The 15,703-nt window shown below is 75.2% G+C and carries 18 protein-coding genes; 9 read left to right on the top strand and 9 right to left on the bottom strand.

Features of this window, described 5'->3' with window-relative positions; genetic code table 11:
• The first annotated feature begins 398 nt into the window (after positions 1 to 398).
• From ACGFSC_RS12195 to ACGFSC_RS12210, 4 genes are all read left to right on the top strand, one after another.
• A complete protein-coding gene (locus ACGFSC_RS12195; protein WP_359910663.1) occupies positions 399 to 1,331 on the top strand; it encodes a MerR family transcriptional regulator in 933 nt (310 codons plus the stop codon).
• Positions 1,332 to 1,417: 86 nt separating this feature from the next.
• On the top strand, positions 1,418 to 2,380 hold the full coding sequence (locus ACGFSC_RS12200) for a quinone oxidoreductase (protein ID WP_359910660.1): 963 nt from the start codon (positions 1,418 to 1,420) through the stop codon (positions 2,378 to 2,380).
• A 17-nt stretch (positions 2,381 to 2,397) separates the two neighbouring features.
• On the top strand, positions 2,398 to 2,991 hold the full coding sequence (locus ACGFSC_RS12205; protein WP_359910720.1) for a TetR/AcrR family transcriptional regulator: 594 nt from the start codon (positions 2,398 to 2,400) through the stop codon (positions 2,989 to 2,991).
• A 480-nt stretch (positions 2,992 to 3,471) separates the two neighbouring features.
• The gene (locus ACGFSC_RS12210; protein ID WP_359910657.1) at positions 3,472 to 4,878 is read left to right on the top strand and encodes an MFS transporter; all 1,407 of its coding nucleotides are present in this window, start codon (positions 3,472 to 3,474) and stop codon (positions 4,876 to 4,878) included.
• Between the two features lie 181 nt (positions 4,879 to 5,059).
• On the opposite strand, the gene ACGFSC_RS12215 is transcribed toward ACGFSC_RS12210, so the two are convergent.
• Positions 5,060 to 5,995: a hypothetical protein gene (locus ACGFSC_RS12215; RefSeq protein WP_359910654.1), complete on the bottom strand. Its 936-nt coding sequence runs from the start codon at positions 5,993 to 5,995 to the stop codon at positions 5,060 to 5,062.
• Positions 5,996 to 6,278: 283 nt separating this feature from the next.
• On the opposite strand from ACGFSC_RS12215, the gene ACGFSC_RS12220 reads away from it, so the two are divergent.
• Positions 6,279 to 7,382 carry an NADH:flavin oxidoreductase/NADH oxidase gene (locus ACGFSC_RS12220; protein WP_359910651.1) on the top strand — a complete coding sequence of 368 codons (1,104 nt, stop codon included), beginning with the start codon at positions 6,279 to 6,281 and terminating at the stop codon, positions 7,380 to 7,382.
• A gap of 73 nt (positions 7,383 to 7,455) precedes the next feature.
• Here the strand turns inward: ACGFSC_RS12220 and ACGFSC_RS12225 are convergent, their stop codons facing one another.
• On the bottom strand, positions 7,456 to 7,983 hold the full coding sequence (locus ACGFSC_RS12225) for a hypothetical protein (RefSeq protein ID WP_359910648.1): 528 nt from the start codon (positions 7,981 to 7,983) through the stop codon (positions 7,456 to 7,458).
• Between the two features lie 291 nt (positions 7,984 to 8,274).
• On the opposite strand from ACGFSC_RS12225, the gene ACGFSC_RS12230 reads away from it, so the two are divergent.
• Complete coding sequence (locus ACGFSC_RS12230; protein ID WP_359910717.1) at positions 8,275 to 8,715, top strand: carboxymuconolactone decarboxylase family protein; 441 nt, start codon at positions 8,275 to 8,277, stop codon at positions 8,713 to 8,715.
• Positions 8,716 to 8,739: 24 nt separating this feature from the next.
• Here the strand turns inward: ACGFSC_RS12230 and ACGFSC_RS12235 are convergent, their stop codons facing one another.
• On the bottom strand, positions 8,740 to 8,940 hold the full coding sequence (locus tag ACGFSC_RS12235) for a hypothetical protein (RefSeq protein WP_359910646.1): 201 nt from the start codon (positions 8,938 to 8,940) through the stop codon (positions 8,740 to 8,742).
• 78 nt (positions 8,941 to 9,018) lie between these two features.
• A complete protein-coding gene (locus ACGFSC_RS12240; RefSeq protein ID WP_359910644.1) occupies positions 9,019 to 9,153 on the bottom strand; it encodes a hypothetical protein in 135 nt (44 codons plus the stop codon).
• Positions 9,154 to 9,264: 111 nt separating this feature from the next.
• Between ACGFSC_RS12240 and ACGFSC_RS12245 the strand changes: the two genes are divergently transcribed.
• Positions 9,265 to 9,684, top strand: a complete 420-nt coding sequence (locus ACGFSC_RS12245) for a hypothetical protein (protein WP_359910643.1) — start codon at positions 9,265 to 9,267, stop codon at positions 9,682 to 9,684.
• Positions 9,685 to 9,814: 130 nt separating this feature from the next.
• On the opposite strand, the gene ACGFSC_RS12250 is transcribed toward ACGFSC_RS12245, so the two are convergent.
• Genes ACGFSC_RS12250 through ACGFSC_RS12260 form a run of 3 tightly spaced genes read right to left on the bottom strand, consistent with a single transcriptional unit; the run spans position 9,815 to position 12,235 of the window.
• Positions 9,815 to 10,249, bottom strand: coding sequence for a VOC family protein (locus ACGFSC_RS12250; RefSeq protein WP_359910640.1), 435 nt, complete (start codon positions 10,247 to 10,249; stop codon positions 9,815 to 9,817).
• A gap of 58 nt (positions 10,250 to 10,307) precedes the next feature.
• Positions 10,308 to 11,543 (bottom strand): HAMP domain-containing sensor histidine kinase, encoded by a 1,236-nt coding sequence (locus tag ACGFSC_RS12255; protein WP_359910637.1) that lies wholly within the window; start codon positions 11,541 to 11,543, stop codon positions 10,308 to 10,310.
• Complete coding sequence (locus tag ACGFSC_RS12260) at positions 11,540 to 12,235, bottom strand: response regulator transcription factor (RefSeq protein ID WP_359910714.1); 696 nt, start codon at positions 12,233 to 12,235, stop codon at positions 11,540 to 11,542. Before ACGFSC_RS12260 ends, ACGFSC_RS12255 begins: the two co-directional genes overlap by 4 nt.
• Positions 12,236 to 12,379: 144 nt before the next feature.
• Here ACGFSC_RS12260 and ACGFSC_RS12265 point away from each other — a divergent pair, with 144 nt between their 5' ends.
• Positions 12,380 to 13,054, top strand: a complete 675-nt coding sequence (locus ACGFSC_RS12265; RefSeq protein WP_359910634.1) for a M15 family metallopeptidase — start codon at positions 12,380 to 12,382, stop codon at positions 13,052 to 13,054.
• A gap of 242 nt (positions 13,055 to 13,296) precedes the next feature.
• A complete protein-coding gene (locus ACGFSC_RS12270; protein WP_359910631.1) occupies positions 13,297 to 14,196 on the top strand; it encodes an endonuclease/exonuclease/phosphatase family protein in 900 nt (299 codons plus the stop codon).
• A gap of 46 nt (positions 14,197 to 14,242) precedes the next feature.
• Here ACGFSC_RS12270 and ACGFSC_RS12275 read toward each other — a convergent pair whose 3' ends face one another.
• On the bottom strand, positions 14,243 to 14,908 hold the full coding sequence (locus ACGFSC_RS12275) for a GDSL-type esterase/lipase family protein (protein ID WP_359910628.1): 666 nt from the start codon (positions 14,906 to 14,908) through the stop codon (positions 14,243 to 14,245).
• 124 nt (positions 14,909 to 15,032) lie between these two features.
• The gene (locus ACGFSC_RS12280) at positions 15,033 to 15,680 is read right to left on the bottom strand and encodes a hypothetical protein (protein ID WP_359910625.1); all 648 of its coding nucleotides are present in this window, start codon (positions 15,678 to 15,680) and stop codon (positions 15,033 to 15,035) included.
• Positions 15,681 to 15,703: the final 23 nt, after the last annotated feature.

Raw genomic sequence — 15,703 nt, forward strand, 5'->3', positions numbered from 1 at the left:
TCATGACACCGGCAAGTCAACTACTGAATTCCCATCATATGAACCGCTCTCGGCTCGGGCCATCACCGGCCCCCGCCCCCCGGCGGGCCGGCGGCGGGCCCGGTCCCCTCCGGCGGCGTGCGGGGCGCCCGAGTCGTCGTTCGCCCACGGACGGTGCGACCCGGGGGCGTCTCCGCGCAGGTCGCGGGCAGCCGACCGTGCACGGACGGCCTCCGGTCCACGGCCCGGTGAACCGCCCCGCCCGGCACCGCGAACAGGCGCCGGATCCGGCGGGCTTCCACGGACTTCCGCGGGTTCCGCGGGCTTCTGTGGGCGGTTCCGGTGCGAATGCCGACGTACCGCCGCATAGCGTTCCGGGGTTTGCCCCTCCCCCAGGGGAAGGCGGCACAGTGGCGGGCGTGCAGGAGAACGTGATCACCATCGGCGAACTCGCCGCCCGGACCAGGCTCAGCCTCAAGGCCCTGCGGCTCTACGACGAGCGGGGGCTGCTGCCGCCCGCCCTGGTCGACGCGCGCACCGGGGTGCGCCGCTACGGCCCGGCGCAGGTCGAGCGGGCCCGGCGGATCGCGCTGCTGCGCGCCGCCGGGCTGCCGCTGGCGCGGATCGCGGCCGTGCTGGACGCGGCCGCCCCGGACCCCGGCGCAGACCCCGACGCCGACGCGGATGCCGACGGCACCGCGGACGCCGACGGCAACGCGGGCGAGCGGGAGCTGCTGGCGTACTGGCGGGAGCGGGAGGCCGAGCACGCGGCCCGCCGGGAGGCGGTGGGCTACGCCCGGGAGGTTCTGAGCGGAAGGAGCACCACCGTGTTCGAGATCGCCGAGCGCGACGTGCCCGAGCAGCGGGTGCTGTTCGTACGCCGGCACGTGGACGCCGCCGCGCTGCCCGGCTTCCTCGCCGAGGCCGGCGAGTTGCTGCTCGGCCGGCTGCGGGAGGTCGGCGCGTGCCTGTCCGGACCGCTGTTCGCGGTGTACCACGGCCTGGTGGGCGAGGACTGCGACGCCCTGGTCGAGGTCTGCGCCCCCACCCCGAACGACGTCGGGCCGCACGGCCCGTTCGCGGTGCGCATCGAACCCGCGCACCGCGAGGCGTACACCGCCCTGACCCGGCGGGGCTTCACCGCGATGGCCGCCGCCCACGACGCGGTGGGCGCCTGGGCCGCCGCCCGCGGGTACGGGCGGGGCGGGCCGAACCGGGAGGTGCACTACCCGAACCGGGCGACCGCCGGACCGCAGGAGCCCGTCGTGGACGTCGCCGTGCCGCTGGCCGCGGGGCAACCGCCCGTCGCCGTAAGGATTTCTGGACTTGTGGGTCCATTGTCGACTGCCTAGCGTGCTTGCTCGTTCCCCTCTTCCCCTCCCTCGCTTCGACGCGCTTCGACCCGCTTCGACGAGCCCGCACAGGAAGGTGTCAGCCCATGCACGCGATCCGGATCGAGGAGCACGGCGGCCCCGAGGTCATGCGCTGGACCGAGCTGCCGGACCCGGCCCCCGGCCCCGGCGAGGCGCTGGTGCGCCTGGGCGCGGCGGGGGTCAACTACATGGACGTCGGCGCCCGGGCCGAGGGCGGCCCGGGCTGGGCGGCACCGGTGGTCCTGGGCGCCGAGGGCATGGGGTACGTCGTCGCGCTCGGCGAGGGGGTGGACGGCCTGGCCGTCGGCGACCGGGTGGCCTGGTTCTACCACCCGGGCAGCTACGCCGAGTTGCTCGCCGTCCCGGCCGCCTCGCTGGTCGCGGTGCCGGACGGCGTACCGGACGAGATCGCGGGCGGCCTGCTGATGCAGGGCCTGACCGCGAGCCACCTGAGCACCGAGACCTACCCGATCGCCCCGGGCGACACCGCCGTGGTGCACGCGGCGGCGGGCGGGGTGGGCCGGTTGCTGACCCAGCTGGTCACGGCGCGCGGCGGCACCGTGATCGGTCTGGTCTCCCGCGAGGAGAAGGCCGCCGTCGCGAAGGAGGCGGGCGCCGACCACGTGCTGGTCCACTCCGGTGGTGGCTTCGAGGACCGGATCAGGGAGCTGACCGGCGGGCGCGGGGCCGACGTCGTCTACGACGGCGGCGGAGCCGACACCTTCCGCTCCTCCCAGCTGGCCCTGCGCCCGCACGGGGTGCACGCCTACTACGGCCCCTTCATGGGCGTGCCCGAGCTGCGGCCCACCGACCTGCCGAACAGCATCCTGCTGACATACCCGGTGGTGCACCACCACGTCCCCACCCGCGAGGCGCTGGTGCGGCGCGCCGGCGAGCTGTTCGACCTCGTCCTGTCGGGCCGGCTCACCCCGCGGATCACCGGCCGCTACCCGCTGGCCGAGGCGGCCCGGGCGCACGCGGACCTGGAGTCCCGGCGCACCACCGGCAAGCTGGTGCTGCTGCCGTGACCGTACCGAAGGGGCAGGTGCCGCCGACCCGCAAGGGCGCCGCGACCAGGCAGCGCATCATCGAGGGCGCCGCCCTGGAGATCCGCGGGACGGGCGTGTTCGCGCTGCGCCTGGAGGACGTGATGGCCCGCACCGCGACCAGCAAGAGTCAGCTGTTCCACTACTTCCCCGGCGGGAAGGACGAACTGCTGCTGGCCGTGGCCCGCCTGGAGGCGGCCCGGGTGCTCGACGCCCAGCAGCCGGAGCTGGACTCCCTCACCTCCCGGGAGGCCTGGTGGCAGTGGCGCGACAAGGTCCTCGCCCGCTACCGCGCGCAGGGCGTCGACTGCCCGCTGCACGTGGCCCTGTCCCAGCTGGGCACGGCCACCGACGCGGGCCGCACGGTGGCCGCCGAGCTGCTGGGGCAGTGGCAGCGCCGGCTCGCCGCGGGCATCCGCCACCTGCGGGACGGCGGGGCGCTCGCCGCCGGCCTGGACGCCGAGCGGGAGGCCGCGGCGCTGCTGGCCGGGGTCCAGGGCGGGGTGCTGATCCTTCTGACCACCGGCTCCACCGACCACCTGGAGGCGGCGCTGGACTCGGGCCTCGCCCGGCTGGGGCTGACGCCGAGGTGAGCCGAGCCGAGCCGGGTTGATACCGGCCTGATACCGGCCTGATGCCGGCCTGACGGAGCGCTCACGGGGAGCCGGCCGGCGGCCCGCCGCGGCCCGTCCAGGGTGACGCAGCGGGGTCGCCCCCGTACGGACGGGCATCGCCCGGGTGTGGAACGGGTCACAGTTCCAGGGCTGTTGGGGGCCGCGGGTGAGAAGGGTCACGCCCGGAGCGCTCCCGCGGCCCGCGGCGGCGGCCGCCCCCGGCAGGACTGGGCGGGCGCCGTTCCGGCACGGGCGAAGGGCCCGTCCGCTTCGGGACCTTGGTCGTGAATCCCCTCGACCTTCGGCCCGGTGGCGGCCCCGCGGGGCCGGGGCAACCGTGGACGGTCGCCCGTTGTGACCGGGCGATGGCGCCGTCCGAGGTGGGCGGCGTCTTCCCCTGCCGTCTACCCGGCGCACGGTGCGCAGTGCGTGCCGTACGCTCCGGAGGACCCCCAGCACATGTCCCAGACCATCGACAACGCCCCGTATACCGCGTTCCACCGCAGGCTGGCCCTGGCCTGTTCGGGCGGACCCCTGCTCGACGGCTACATCCTGAGCATCGTCGGCGTCGCCCTGATCGGGATGCGCCCGGACCTCGGGCTGTCCACCGCCGAGGTCAGCCTGATCGGCGCCGCCGCGCTGGTGGGGATGTTCGTCGGCGGCGCGCTCTTCGGCGTGCTGACCGACAAGATCGGCCGGGAGGTGATGTACACCGCCGACCTGCTCGTGATGGTCGCCTGCTCGGTGCTCTCCTTCTGGGTGGACGCGGTGTGGGCGATCGCCGTGCTGCGCTTCGTGCTCGGCATGGCCGTGGCCGCCGACTACCCCATCGCCACCTCGCTGCTCGCCGAGTGGCTGCCCGCCAGGAAGCGCGGCCGCCTGCTCGGGCAGCAGATCGTCGCCTGGTACGCCGGCTCGGTGCTCGCCTACGTGGTGGGCTACCTGTTCCTGGAGCTGGCCGGGCCGGGCAGCTGGCGGTGGATGCTGGCGAGCTCCACGGTGCTGTGCGTGGTGTTCCTGGTGATCCGGCGCGGCTCGCCGGAGTCCCCGCGCTGGCTCGCCGCCAACGGGCGGGTCGGTGACGCGGTGCGCGTGGTCGAGAAGCACCTCGGGGTCCGGGTCGACGGCCGCGAGCTGATGCCCGATCCGGCCGAACGCGGCCGCCCCGCCGGGCTGCGCCTGCTGATGACCCAGCCCTACCGGCGCCGCACCCTGTTCTGCGGCCTGTTCTTCATGTGCCAGGTCGGCCCGCTGTTCGCGATGCTCACCTTCGGCCCGCAGATCCTCTCCTCCTTCGGCATGCCGGGCGGCACCGTGATGGAGACCCTCGGCACCGGCCTGATCAGCCTGGTCTTCCTGCTCGGCTGCTACCCGGCGCTGCGCCTGATCGACACCCGCGGCCGACGGCCCGTCATCATCTGGTCCTTCGCGCTGATGACCGTCCCGCTGGCGCTGCTGGGCGTGTGGCCCACCGCCCCGGCCGCCGTCGCGCTGCTGGCGCTGTGCGCGTACGCCTTCCTGTGCGGCGGGCCGAACGTGCTCGACTGGACGTACCCCAACGAGCTGTTCCCCACCGAGATCCGCGCCACCGCCGTGGGCGTCGCCACCTCGGTCAGCCGGATCGGCGCGGCCGTCGGCACCTACCTGCTGCCGCTGTCGCTGACCGGGCTCGGCACCGGCCCGACCATGCTGATCGCCGCCGGGACCACCGCCGTCGGCCTGCTGGTCTGCGTCCTGTGGGCCGAGGAGACCCGCGGCACCGCCCTCGGCGCCTCCCCCGCGGCCGCCGCCGGCGCCTCCGGCTCCGCGCCGCGTGCGGCCCGGGCCGCCGTCCCGGCCCAGCGGCTCCCGCAGACGGCGCGCTGACGGCCGCCGCTGCACGCGGCCCCCGCGCCCCGCTTCCGACGGCGCCGCCCGGTTCCCCCGGGCGGCGCCGTCCGGCGTTACGGGATGCCGACTCCCTTTTCCCGCACCACCGACGGCGCCCGCCCGACTCGCACCGGCGGCTCCGGCGGCACCGACCGCACCGACCGCACCGGCGGCACCGTCACGAGCTGCCGACCCCCGCGCCCCGAAGGCGTTCCAGGGTGGCGTGGTAGGCCCGCCACAGGGGGCGCGGGCCGCACCAGGAGTGGGGCGGCAGGAGGTCGTCGCGCTCCACGCCGGCGGGCAACCGGCCGGTGACGGGGGTGACCACACGTCCGCGGTGGTGGGCGAGGTAGGTCCAGAAGCCGACGGCGAGCGGTGCGGCGGCCACGCCCGCGGGGACCGGCCAGGTCTCGCCGGTCTGCGGGTGCCGCGGCACCACGGCGATGTCCGGGAGCGGGCCGGGCAGCGGCAGGCCGGGACCGGCCAGAGCCACGCGCCGGGGAGGGCGCCCGACCGCCCGTCCCGGGGGGAGCAGTTGGTCGAGCAGCGCGTGGAAGGCCTCGGCGAGGGGGCCGCCGGGCAGGACGACGGGCGAGCCGTCCGCGGCGGCGACCAGGTGGGCGAGCACCACGGCCGACTCCGCCTCCCAGCGCGGGTCCCACCGCCCCGTCTCGTCGAACGGCTCGGCGGCGCACCACCATTGGGTGAGCGCCGCCCAGTCCGCGACCGGTCGGGCGGGGCCCGCGGGGACGGGGCGCACCGCGTCCGGCTCCAGCCAGGTGGCCTGCCACAGCGAGCAGTCGTCGATCCTGGTCGCGACCTTCCGGCCGCAGCCGGCGCAGGTGACGTTCGGGCCGTTGCGGCCGTCGATGCCGCAGCAGGCGCCGGGTTCGCGCCGCTGGACGAGGGTGGTGCCGTGGGCGTCGCCGGGGGCGATCACGATCGAGCGGGAGGCGCTGCGAGGGTGGTCGTCGACGGCGTAGGTGCCCGATTCCATGAGGACGGGCATGGGGTGGCCGTTGCCGTAGCCGAAGCCCGCGTAGGCGGGGTACGGGACCCGTGACAGCGGCACGGTCAGTGCGTGTCCGCACCGCCCGCACGCGAAGAACTCCATGCACTCCCCTGTTCCGGCGCCGGGAGCGGTCGTGCGCGGCGCCGGTGGGTGAGTATCGCGGGCCCGGCGGCCGAAGCCAACGGGTTTTCCGCCGGACCCGGGCCCGATCCCGGACCCAACCCCGGGGCCGACCCCGGGGCGGGGCCGGCCCGACGGAGAACCCTTGCAAGTCCCTGCGTGCGCAACTATTGTTTGCGAATGTAAATGCAGCTGCAAAAGTTGCACACCAGCCCTTGATTCGCCTCCGCGTCCTGGCGCCGGCCCGACCCACCGGGAGTCCGACATGAGCACCTCTCTCTTCGCCCCGCTCACCCTGCGGTCGCTGACCGTCCCCAACCGCATCTGGATGCCGGCGATGTGCCAGTACAGCGCCGCCCCGAACGGGGACGCGGCCGGCGTGCCCACCGACTGGCACTTCACCCACCTCGCGGCCCGCGCCGCCGGCGGCACCGGGCTGATCATCACGGAGGCCACCGCGGTCAGCCCCGAAGGACGCATCAGCCCGTACGACCTCGGCATCTGGAACGACGCGCAGGTCACCGCCTTCCGCCGGATCACCGACTTCCTGAAGAGCCAGGGCACCGTCCCCGCCATCCAGCTCGCCCACGCCGGGCGCAAGGCCTCCACCGAGCGCACCTGGATCGACCGCGGACGCCCCGTCACCCCGGACGAGGAGCACGGCTGGACCCCGGTCGGCCCCAGCGCCGACGCCTTCTCCCCCGCCCACACCACCCCGGACGAGCTGACCGAGGAGCAGATCGGCGAGATCGTGCGGCAGTTCGCCGACGCCGCCCGGCGCGCCCTCGACGCCGGCTTCCAGGTCGCCGAGGTCCACGGCGCCCACGGCTACCTGGTCCACCAGTTCCTCTCCCCCGCGTCCAACCACCGCACCGACGGCTACGGCGGCTCCTACGAGGGCCGCATCCGCTTCGCGCTGGAGGTCGTCGACGCCGTCCGCTCGGTGTGGCCCGAGGACCTGCCGGTCTTCTTCCGCGTCTCCGCGACCGACTGGATCACCGAGAACCCGCAGGACGGCCGCGAGGGCTGGACCTCGCAGGACACCGTCCGCCTCGCCAAGGAGCTCCGGGCCCACGGCGTCGACCTGCTCGACGTCTCCACCGGCGGCATCGTCCCCGACGCCCGGATCGAGGCCGGGCCCGGCTTCCAGGTGCCCTTCGCCGAGGCCGTGCGCCGCGAGACCGACCTGCCGGTGGCCGCCGCCGGCCTGATCACCGACCCCGCCCAGGCCCAGGACATCCTCACCGACGGCCGTGCCGACGCCGTCCTGATCGGCCGCGAACTGCTGCGCGACCCCTACTGGGCCCGCCACGCCGCCGCCACCCTCGGCGGCGAGGTCGCCACCCCCGCCCCGTACCACCGCGCCTGACGCCCGCATGCGCGCGTGGGGCGGGGAGCCGATCCGGTCGGCTCCCCGCCCCACGCGGGCACCCGGAGGTGACTCATGCCCCCTGTCGCCGCGAGTCGTCGGCATCCTCGGTGCCCTCGTCGCCCACGGCCGTGGCGTCGCTCAAGTCCTCCACCCTCACCGGCCGTTGGCCGTCGAACACGACCGCGAGGCCGTAGGGGTCGCAGATCGGCAGGCGTCCCTCGGCGAAACGCAGGTGCCACTCGTCGAGGTAGAAGTTGAGCTGCGGGCAGTCCAGTGGGAACTCCGCGACGGGCAGGCCGCGGTAGGGCTGCGCCTGCGCTTCGGTGAGGCCGAAGAAGGCCGGGTCGGCCTCCACCTGCTCGCGCACGAAGCGGATCCCCGTCCCGATGTAGTGGTCGACCCTGCCGAGCACCTCGCCGACCAGGGGAAGGTCGGCCCGGTCGAGGTCGTCGGTGCCTTCGAGCAGGACGGTGGCCTCGACGGGGGCGCCGTACAGCGCGCTCCTCGGCGCCCGGGCCACGCTCCAGACCCTCAGCCCGTCGGGCCCCTGATCGGGGAGCAGCTGTCCGATGCCGCTGCGGAAGACGTTCGAGGACACGGCTGCTCCATCTCGCGAAAGCCCGGGGCCGCGGCCGCCGGGAACGGACGGGCAACGCTACCCCGGTACACGGCGCCGTCCCGCCGGACCGCGTGTCCGCAGGAAATCTTTCGGCCCGGGTAGGGCGGGGTGATGCCATTTCAGGGGGTCGGGGCCGCAAATCTTCCTGTGGAGGTGGAGTTGCGTGGCGGACTTGAGTTGGAGTGCGCTCCAAGTTCTACGGTTCCTTCCGTGGTCGCCGCCGTCGGTGGTCGGCGGCCGGGAAACGGGAGAGGAGCAGCGCAGATGAGCATGTCCGCGAGTGAGGCCGAGGTCCGCCGGGAGCGTTTCGCGCACGGGTCCGAGGTGCTCGACCGGATCGACGGCGAGGCCGGGCGGCGGGTGGTGGAGTCGCTGGGCGAGGTGAGCCCCGAGCTCGGGCACCAGGTGGTCGCGTGGGGGTTCGGGGAGATCTACAGCCGTCCCGGGCTGGCGCCGCGCGAGCGGCAGTTGGTCACCCTGGGCATGCTCACCGCGCTCGGCGGGTGCGAGCCGCAGCTGGAGGTCCACGTCAACGCCTCGCTGAACGTCGGGCTCACGCCGCAGGAGATCGTCGAGGCCCTGCTGCACTCCGCCGTCTACTGCGGGTTCCCGAAGGCGCTGAACGCGACCTTCGTCGCCAAGAAGGTGTTCGGCGAGCGCGGCCTCCTGCCGGTCGTGACGGACGGGCAGGAGGACCGGTCGGTCGGCTGAGCGGCAGTCGGGCCCGTCGGCGTGTCAGGCCGTGGCCGGTGGCGCTTCCTCGGGCAGCAGGTGCCGGCCGAGGTGCGCCGTGAGGAACGCGGCGATCGTCTCCGCATCGGCGGACTCCGCCGGCAGGTCACCCGGGCGGGGCCGGTGGATCCTGATGAGTTCGTCCCTCAACCGGGCGTCGAGGAGCGGCGCCTGGTAGCGGTCGAGGGTCCCGCGGTAGAACAACCAGTCGGAGATCCTGACCGCGGGGCAGCGGCCGGACTGCGGCTCGTCCGACAGGTGGCCCTCGTGCCAGGCGCCGACCTAGACGTAGTGCGCGCGCCTCAGCGCCCCGTCGAGGTTCGGGGTGGGGAGGTCCTTCAGGTTCCAGTAGCTGCGGGCCTCGGCCTCCGGTACGGGTCCCGGGAGTGCGGCGAGCCAGAGACGAAATTCGAGCACCGGAGCAGCTTGGCAGACCTTCACCGGCCCCGCCTGAGCCCGGCCCGCCCGAAAGGCCCCGGGGCGAAACGCGCATGCGCTTCCGTCGGGGCGTCTGCCATCCTCGGGCGCATGCCAGCCCGCAACCGCCGACTGCCGCGCGATCTGTCGTGGCCGCTCACCCCGACCGACATCCGCGCCGTCCTCGGCGCGCAGGAGACGGATGCCGCCGACCTGGACTTCGGCGACCGCCCGTGGGAGGACGGAACCGCGCTGCACGTCGAGTGGGTGCCGCGCCTGCCCGCCAACTACGGCGGCGGCATCCACCCCCGGTGGTGGTCCACGGTACGGATCCGGGTCGCCCCGCTCCCGGCCGTCGAACGGGCCGCGGCCCGACACGTCCTGCGGCAGAGCGCGCTCCCCGAACTCGCGGCCTGGATCACCGCCGCCCGGCACGCACCGCAGACCTGGACCCTGTCCCGGCACAGCCGCTCCTGGCGCCCGGAAGGCGGCGGCACCGCCCACCGCGACGACCACCGGCCGTATCCCTGAACCACCCGCCGAGGGGCAGGAACCGCCCTTTCGTACGGTCGGACCGCACGCATGGTTGCCGTCCCGGATCACGGCCGGTGCCGAGGCCAACGTCCACCTCCTCGCCGAGCGCTCCGCCGGCCGCGGAGGGTCAGCCGTCGGCCCGGTCCGGACGGCGGCGCTGGCGCAGCGAGATGCGGTTGCCGTCCGGGTCCGCCGTCTCGATGCGGACCCCGAATCCGTAGTCCTCCGGCTCCGGCAGGTCGAAGACCACCCCGCGGTCGCGGAACACCCGGAAGTCGGCCCGCAGGTCGTCCGATTCGAGGATGACCGGGCCGGGCGTCCCGTCCGGCCCGTCCGGCCGGCCCGCGGCGGCGGGGTGCGCCCACAGGAGGAGTTCGACCGGGGTGCCGGGGACGCCGACGGTGAGGAAGCGTCCGCCGGGGTTGGGGAAGTCGATGCGCTTCTCCAGGCCGAGTTGCTCCGTGTAGAACGTCAGGGCGCGGTCCTGGTCGGTGACGTAGAGCGTCACGTACATGAGGTCGGTGAGCACGGTGGGGTCCTTCCGGCTGTCGGTCGCTGTCACCTCACCGACGGATCCCGGCCCGGGGATGTGACGGACGGGCGGAGGGATTTTTTTCCGGTCATCCGGCTGCGCGCGGGTCGGGCCGTTCCCGGTCGGCGGCCGGGCCGGGCAGGGCGAGGGTCGCCCGCAGGCCGCCGGCCGGGTCGGGGGCGAGGTGGAGTTCGCCGTGGTGGGCCTCGGTGACGGCGGCGACGATCGCCAGGCCCAGGCCGTGGCCGCGGCGGGCCGGGTCGGTCCCGGCGGTGCGCCCGCGTCCGCGCAGGAACGGTTCGGTGAAGGTGGCCACGGCCTCCTCCGTCAGCCGCGGGCCGGTGTTGGTGACGGTCAGGTGCACCCGGCCGGGCCGTTCGGGGTCGGCCCCGGTGGCGACGGTGACCCGCCCGCCGGCGCCGGGCGGCAGGTTGTGCCGCAGCGCGTTGTGCAGCAGGTTGACGGCCGCCTGGCGCAGCAGGACGGGGTTGCCGGTGGTCGGGGCGGGGCGCAGGTCGGCGGTGAGGGTGACGCCGAAGGCCTCGGCCTCGTCGCGGACGGCGGCCAGCGCCTCGCCGGTGGCGGCGGCGAGGTCGGTGGGGGCGAGGTCGGGCGGGGCGTGGCCGAGGTCGGCGAGCTGGAGCAGGGCCTCGCTGATCTCGATGCCGCGCTGGTTGGTGTCCTGGAGGCGGGTGACGAGGCGGCCCCAGTCCTGGCCGGCCGGGTCGGCGGCGGCGACCTGGAGCATGGTGCGGGTGATCGCCAGCGGGGTGCGCAGTTCGTGGGAGGCGTTGGCGGCGAAGCGCTGCTGGGCCTCGAAGGAGCGCTGGAGGCGCGCCAGCATCTCGTCGAAGGCGTCGGAGAGGTCGGTGAACTCGTCGCGCGGCCCGGTGAGGGCGATGCGGTGTTCCAGGGCCCCGCTCGCGGCGCGGTGGGCGGCGCGGGTGATGTCCTGCAGCGGGCGCAGCACCCGGCCGGCGATCAGCCAGCCGCCGATCAGGCCGACGGCGGTCAGCAGGGCCAAGGCGTAGCCGCTGGCCCTGAGCAGCGAGTCCAGGATCTCCTGGCGGGAGGGGGCGTCGGAGCGGTAGCGCGGGTTGGAGGAGGTGAGGGGGTAGTTGGGGACGTAGCGCATGCCGACGTAGACCACGGCGAGGGAGAGGAGGCCGGCGGTGACGGCGAAGAGGGTGTAGCTGAGGGTCAGGCGCATCCGGGCGGTCAGGCGGCGCGGGCGGTTTCCGGTGCGGCGTCCGCCCGTACGGCGGCCGGGGTCGGAGCCGGGGTCGGAGGGGTCGGAGGGGTCGGAGCCGGGGTCGGGGTTCACCGCGGGGTGCCTTCCTGGCCGGGGTCGGTGGAGGGGTCGGTGAGGCGGTAGCCCACGCCCGGCACGGTCTGGATCACCCACGGGTCGCCGAGGCGTTTGCGCAGGCCGGAGATGGTGATGCGGACGGCGTTGGTGAAGGGGTCGGCGTTCTCGTCCCAGGCGCGTTCCAGCAGGTCCTCGGCGCTGATGACGCCGCCGCGCGCCGCCATCAGGACCTCCAGGACGGCGAACTGCTTGCGGGACAGGCCCACGTAGCGGCCGTCCCGGTAGACCTCCCGGCGGAAGGGGTCCAGGCGCAGCCCGGCGTACTCCAGGACGGGCGGGGCGGCCTGGGCGGGGCGGCGGGCCAGCGAGCGCAGCCGTACGACGAGTTCGGCGAGGTCGAAGGGCTTGGTGAGGTAGTCGTCGGCTCCGAGTTCGAAGCCGGCGACCTTCTCGTTCAGGCGGGCGGCGGCGGTGAGCATCAGCACCCGGCAGCCGAGGCCGCTGCGGACGATGCTGCGGCAGACGTCGTCGCCGTGGGTGCCGGGGATGTCGCGGTCGAGGACGACGACGTCGTAGCTGTGGACGGCCAGGCGCTCCAGCGCCGCGTCGCCGTCGGTGACGATGTCGCAGGCGATCGCCTCCAGCCGCAGGCCCGCCTGGACCGCCTCCGCGAGGTAGATCTCGTCCTCCACCACCAGGACCCGCACGTGCCGTTCTCCCTGCTCTCCGCTGTTCGTACCCATTGGACCCGATGGGACCTATCGAAAACGTATCGGCCTGCGCAGACGTCCTCGCAACACCGTCTCTCCTCCAATGGTCCGGCAACGGACGAGCAACACCGGGAGGCAGGAATGGACACGACGGACACCCCGACGGAGACGGGGACGGGGACGGGTGCCGGCACGGCCACGGGCACGGCGGCGCGCGGCGGACGGCGGCGGCTGGCCGCGGGCGCCGCCGCGACGGCGGTGCTGACCCTGGCCGGGGCGTGCGCCGCCGCCGACCCGCCGGGCGCCGGGGCGGTGCTGCGCACCCTGGCGGCCACCGTCACCGCCTCGCCCGTCACCGCCTCGCCCGTCACGACGGAGGCCGAGGCGGACGGGGAGATCCCGGACGGCAGGACGCTGAGCCCCTCCGACACCGGCTCCCCCGCCGTGGGCAACCTGGACGGGCCGCTGCGCGAGGCCCTGCAGCGGGCGGCCGGCGACGCCCGGGCCCAGGGCATCGAGATGACCGTCACCTCCGGCTGGCGCAGCAAGGCCTACCAGCAGCGGCTGCTGGACCGGGGGGTGGTCAAGTACGGGAGCCTGGAGCAGGCCCGCAAGTTCGTCAACACGCCGGAGAAGTCCGCGCACGTCTCCGGCAAGGCGGTGGACGTCGGGCCGACCAGCGCCGACTACTGGCTGATCCAGAACGGCGCCCGGTACGGGCTGTGCCAGGTGTACGCCAACGAGATCTGGCACTTCGAACTGCTCACCCGGCCGGGCGGGACCTGCCCGGCTCCGCTGCCGGACGCCGCAGGGTGAGGGGGCGCGCCGTGACGTCCTCCGTGCCGTCCGTGCCGTCCTCCGTGCCGCCCGTGCCGTCCGAAACGCCCGCGGAGCCCGGACCGCCGCCCCGGCGGCGGCGACGGGCCGCGCCGACGTGGCCGGCCGGGCCGAGGTGGCCGGCCGCACTGAAGCGGCTCCTCGCGTCGAGGGGGCCGGGCGCATCGGGGCGGGGAGCCGCACCCGCGTGGCGGGCCGTGCCCCGGTGGCGGCGCGGGCGCGTGCCCGCCGCGCTCGGGCTGCTCACCGCGCTCGCCCTGGGCGGCCACCGGCTGGTGCCGGAGCTCGGCGTGGGCCTGGGCAGCCTGTGGGAGAGCGCCCTGCCGTGGAGCGGCCTGGTGGCGGTGGCGGCGCTGCTGTGCGCGGCGCTGCGCCGGGCACCGGCGGCGGCCTGCGCGGGCGGGGTGCTGGTGGCGGTGTGGGCGGTGGTGTTCGGGCCGCTGCTGCTGTCCGGCGGGGCCCCGGCGGGCGGGGCCGGCGGGCCGGGCCTGACGGTGGTCACCCACAACGTGAACGCCGCCAACCGGGACCCGGCCGGCACCGCCCGCGCGCTGCTCGCCGCCGACCCGGACCTCGTCGCGCTGGAGGAGGTCACCGACGCGGCCCTGCCCGCCTACCGGAGCGTGCTGGACCGGGCGCTGCCCCACCACGCCCGCACCGGCACCGTCGCCCTGTGGAGCCGCTACCCGGTGACGGAGTCCCGGCGGCTGATCATCGACCCCGGCTGGAACCGCTCCCTGCGGGCCGAAGTCAGCGCCCCGGGCGGGCCGTTGGCGGTGTACGTCGCCCACCTCGCCTCGGTGCGCACGACCTTCTCCGGCTTCGCCACCGCCCACCGCGACCGCGACATCGCCGCCCTCGCCGGGGCCCTGGACGCCGAACCGCTGCGCCGGGTCGTGCTGCTGGGCGACCTCAACACCGCCGCCGACGACCGCGCCCTGGCCCCGCTGGCCCGCCGTCTCACCCCGGCCCGCGGCGGCTTCGGTTTCAGCTGGCCGGCCGCGTTCCCCCTGGTCCGCATCGACCACGTGCTCACCCGCGGCCTTGCCGCCACCGACACCTGGACCCTCCCCGCCACCCCCAGCGACCACCGCCCGGTGGCGGCGAGGCTGCGGGGGTGACGGCAGGGGCCCGGCGGCCGGGCCGGGACCGTGCCCCCCGGCCCGGTCAGGCGACCAGGCGCAGCCAGGCGGCCGCGAGCGCGGCGTGACCGGCCGGGGTCGGGTGGACGCCGTCCGCGGACCAGTGCTCCGGTCGGGCCGTCGCGCCGAGTTCGGCGAACCTGCCGTCGGCGGCGAGCAGTTGGGCGCCGTACCGGCGGGCGAGCCTGCGCACGGCCTGGATCTTCGGGTCCAGGTCGGCGCGCCACTGCTCGCGTTCCTTCTCGCCGATGAGCACCGCGTCGCCGGCCTCGACGACGCCGCGGATCGGCACGAGGAACGGCTCGACGAGGAGCAGTCGGGTGCCCGCCTCGGCGAGGGGCGCGAGCAGGCGGTCGTAGGTCGCCTCGAAGCACTCCGCGGGGATCGGGTACCCCTCCGGGTCGAGGGTGTGCCAGCCCGTGTCGTTGACCCCGACGAGGATCGACAGCACGTCCGGGCGCGCGTCGAGCACGTCCGTGCGCCAGCGGGCCTCCAGGTCCATCGCCTTGTCGCCGGCGTTCGCGGTGTTCAGCCAGGTCACCGGCCGGTCCGGGTGGCGGTGGCCCCACTCGCCGGCGACGAGCAGCGGGTAGCCGGTTCCGAGGCCGTCCTCGCTCTCCCGGCGCCGGCCGTCGGTGATCGAGTCGCCGGTGAACATCACGGTGCTTCCCGGCCGGATGGTGATCGTCATGTGCGCTCCTCGGAAGAGGTGGGGCAGGTCCTCTTCCAAGGTGCCGGGCCGCACCGTCGGCACACCGACGGCCGTCGGCATTCCGCCGTCATCCGGCTTTCACCATCGCGCATGTGACCTCGCGTCAGCTCGCGGGGACGGCGTCCTTGGGCAGGGTGTGCCAGTTGGTGACGACCGGCTTGTCGACCGGGGTGGTGCCGACGGGGACGCTCACCGGGTTCGGGTCGGGGGTGCCGATGCCGATGATGACGTCGGTGTACTGGACGGCCTGGTTGCCCTTGGTGGTCTTGGCCATGATGCCCGCGTAGGCGGTCTTGGCGCCGCTCAGGGTGATCGACTCCCCGGTGCCGTGCTCGAAGGGCCCGGCCTCGATGCCGCCGGAGCCGAACGCGATGACGGGGTGGGTGCCGGGGAGCGTGCAGGTGATGCCCTGCTTGGCCTTGGCGCTGATCAGGATGTAGCCGCCGGCCTGGCTCTCGGTCTTCGCGGTGAAGTCCAGGTCGTTGGCGCCGCAGGCCTGGCCGTACCCGCTCTTGTCGGCGGCGGGGGCGGAGGGGGCCGGGGAGGACTTGGGCGGGGCGGTCTTCGTCGGCGCGGCCCCGGCCGGGGCGGCCGTGGTGGGCGCGGCGGCGGGTGCCGCGGAGCCGGTGGCCGCGGGGCCGGTGGCGGCGGGAGCGGCGCTCGTGTCGCTGTTGTCCGGTCCGCAGGCCGTGGCGGTGGCGGCGATCGCCGCGACGGCGGCGGCGGTGAGGACGAGGCGGCGCGTGCGCATGGGTTCTCCTGCTGTCGATTTTC

The organism is Kitasatospora sp. NPDC048715 (assembly GCF_043198905.1).
GTDB classification, from domain to species: domain Bacteria; phylum Actinomycetota; class Actinomycetes; order Streptomycetales; family Streptomycetaceae; genus Kitasatospora; species Kitasatospora lactacystinica.

What these genes read in the sequence shown, in the direction of transcription:
- ACGFSC_RS12200 (WP_359910660.1), top strand. Translation starts at nt 1,418, where the DNA reads ATGCACGCGATCCGGATCGAGGAGCACGGCGGCCCCGAGGTCATGCGC.
- ACGFSC_RS12210 (WP_359910657.1), top strand. Translation starts at nt 3,472, where the DNA reads ATGTCCCAGACCATCGACAACGCCCCGTATACCGCGTTCCACCGCAGG.
- ACGFSC_RS12215 (WP_359910654.1), bottom strand. Translation starts at nt 5,995, where the DNA reads ATGGAGTTCTTCGCGTGCGGGCGGTGCGGACACGCACTGACCGTGCCG.
- ACGFSC_RS12220 (WP_359910651.1), top strand. Translation starts at nt 6,279, where the DNA reads ATGAGCACCTCTCTCTTCGCCCCGCTCACCCTGCGGTCGCTGACCGTC.
- ACGFSC_RS12230 (WP_359910717.1), top strand. Translation starts at nt 8,275, where the DNA reads ATGTCCGCGAGTGAGGCCGAGGTCCGCCGGGAGCGTTTCGCGCACGGG.
- ACGFSC_RS12245 (WP_359910643.1), top strand. Translation starts at nt 9,265, where the DNA reads ATGCCAGCCCGCAACCGCCGACTGCCGCGCGATCTGTCGTGGCCGCTC.
- ACGFSC_RS12265 (WP_359910634.1), top strand. Translation starts at nt 12,380, where the DNA reads ATGGACACGACGGACACCCCGACGGAGACGGGGACGGGGACGGGTGCC.
- ACGFSC_RS12275 (WP_359910628.1), bottom strand. Translation starts at nt 14,908, where the DNA reads ATGACGATCACCATCCGGCCGGGAAGCACCGTGATGTTCACCGGCGAC.
- ACGFSC_RS12280 (WP_359910625.1), bottom strand. Translation starts at nt 15,680, where the DNA reads ATGCGCACGCGCCGCCTCGTCCTCACCGCCGCCGCCGTCGCGGCGATC.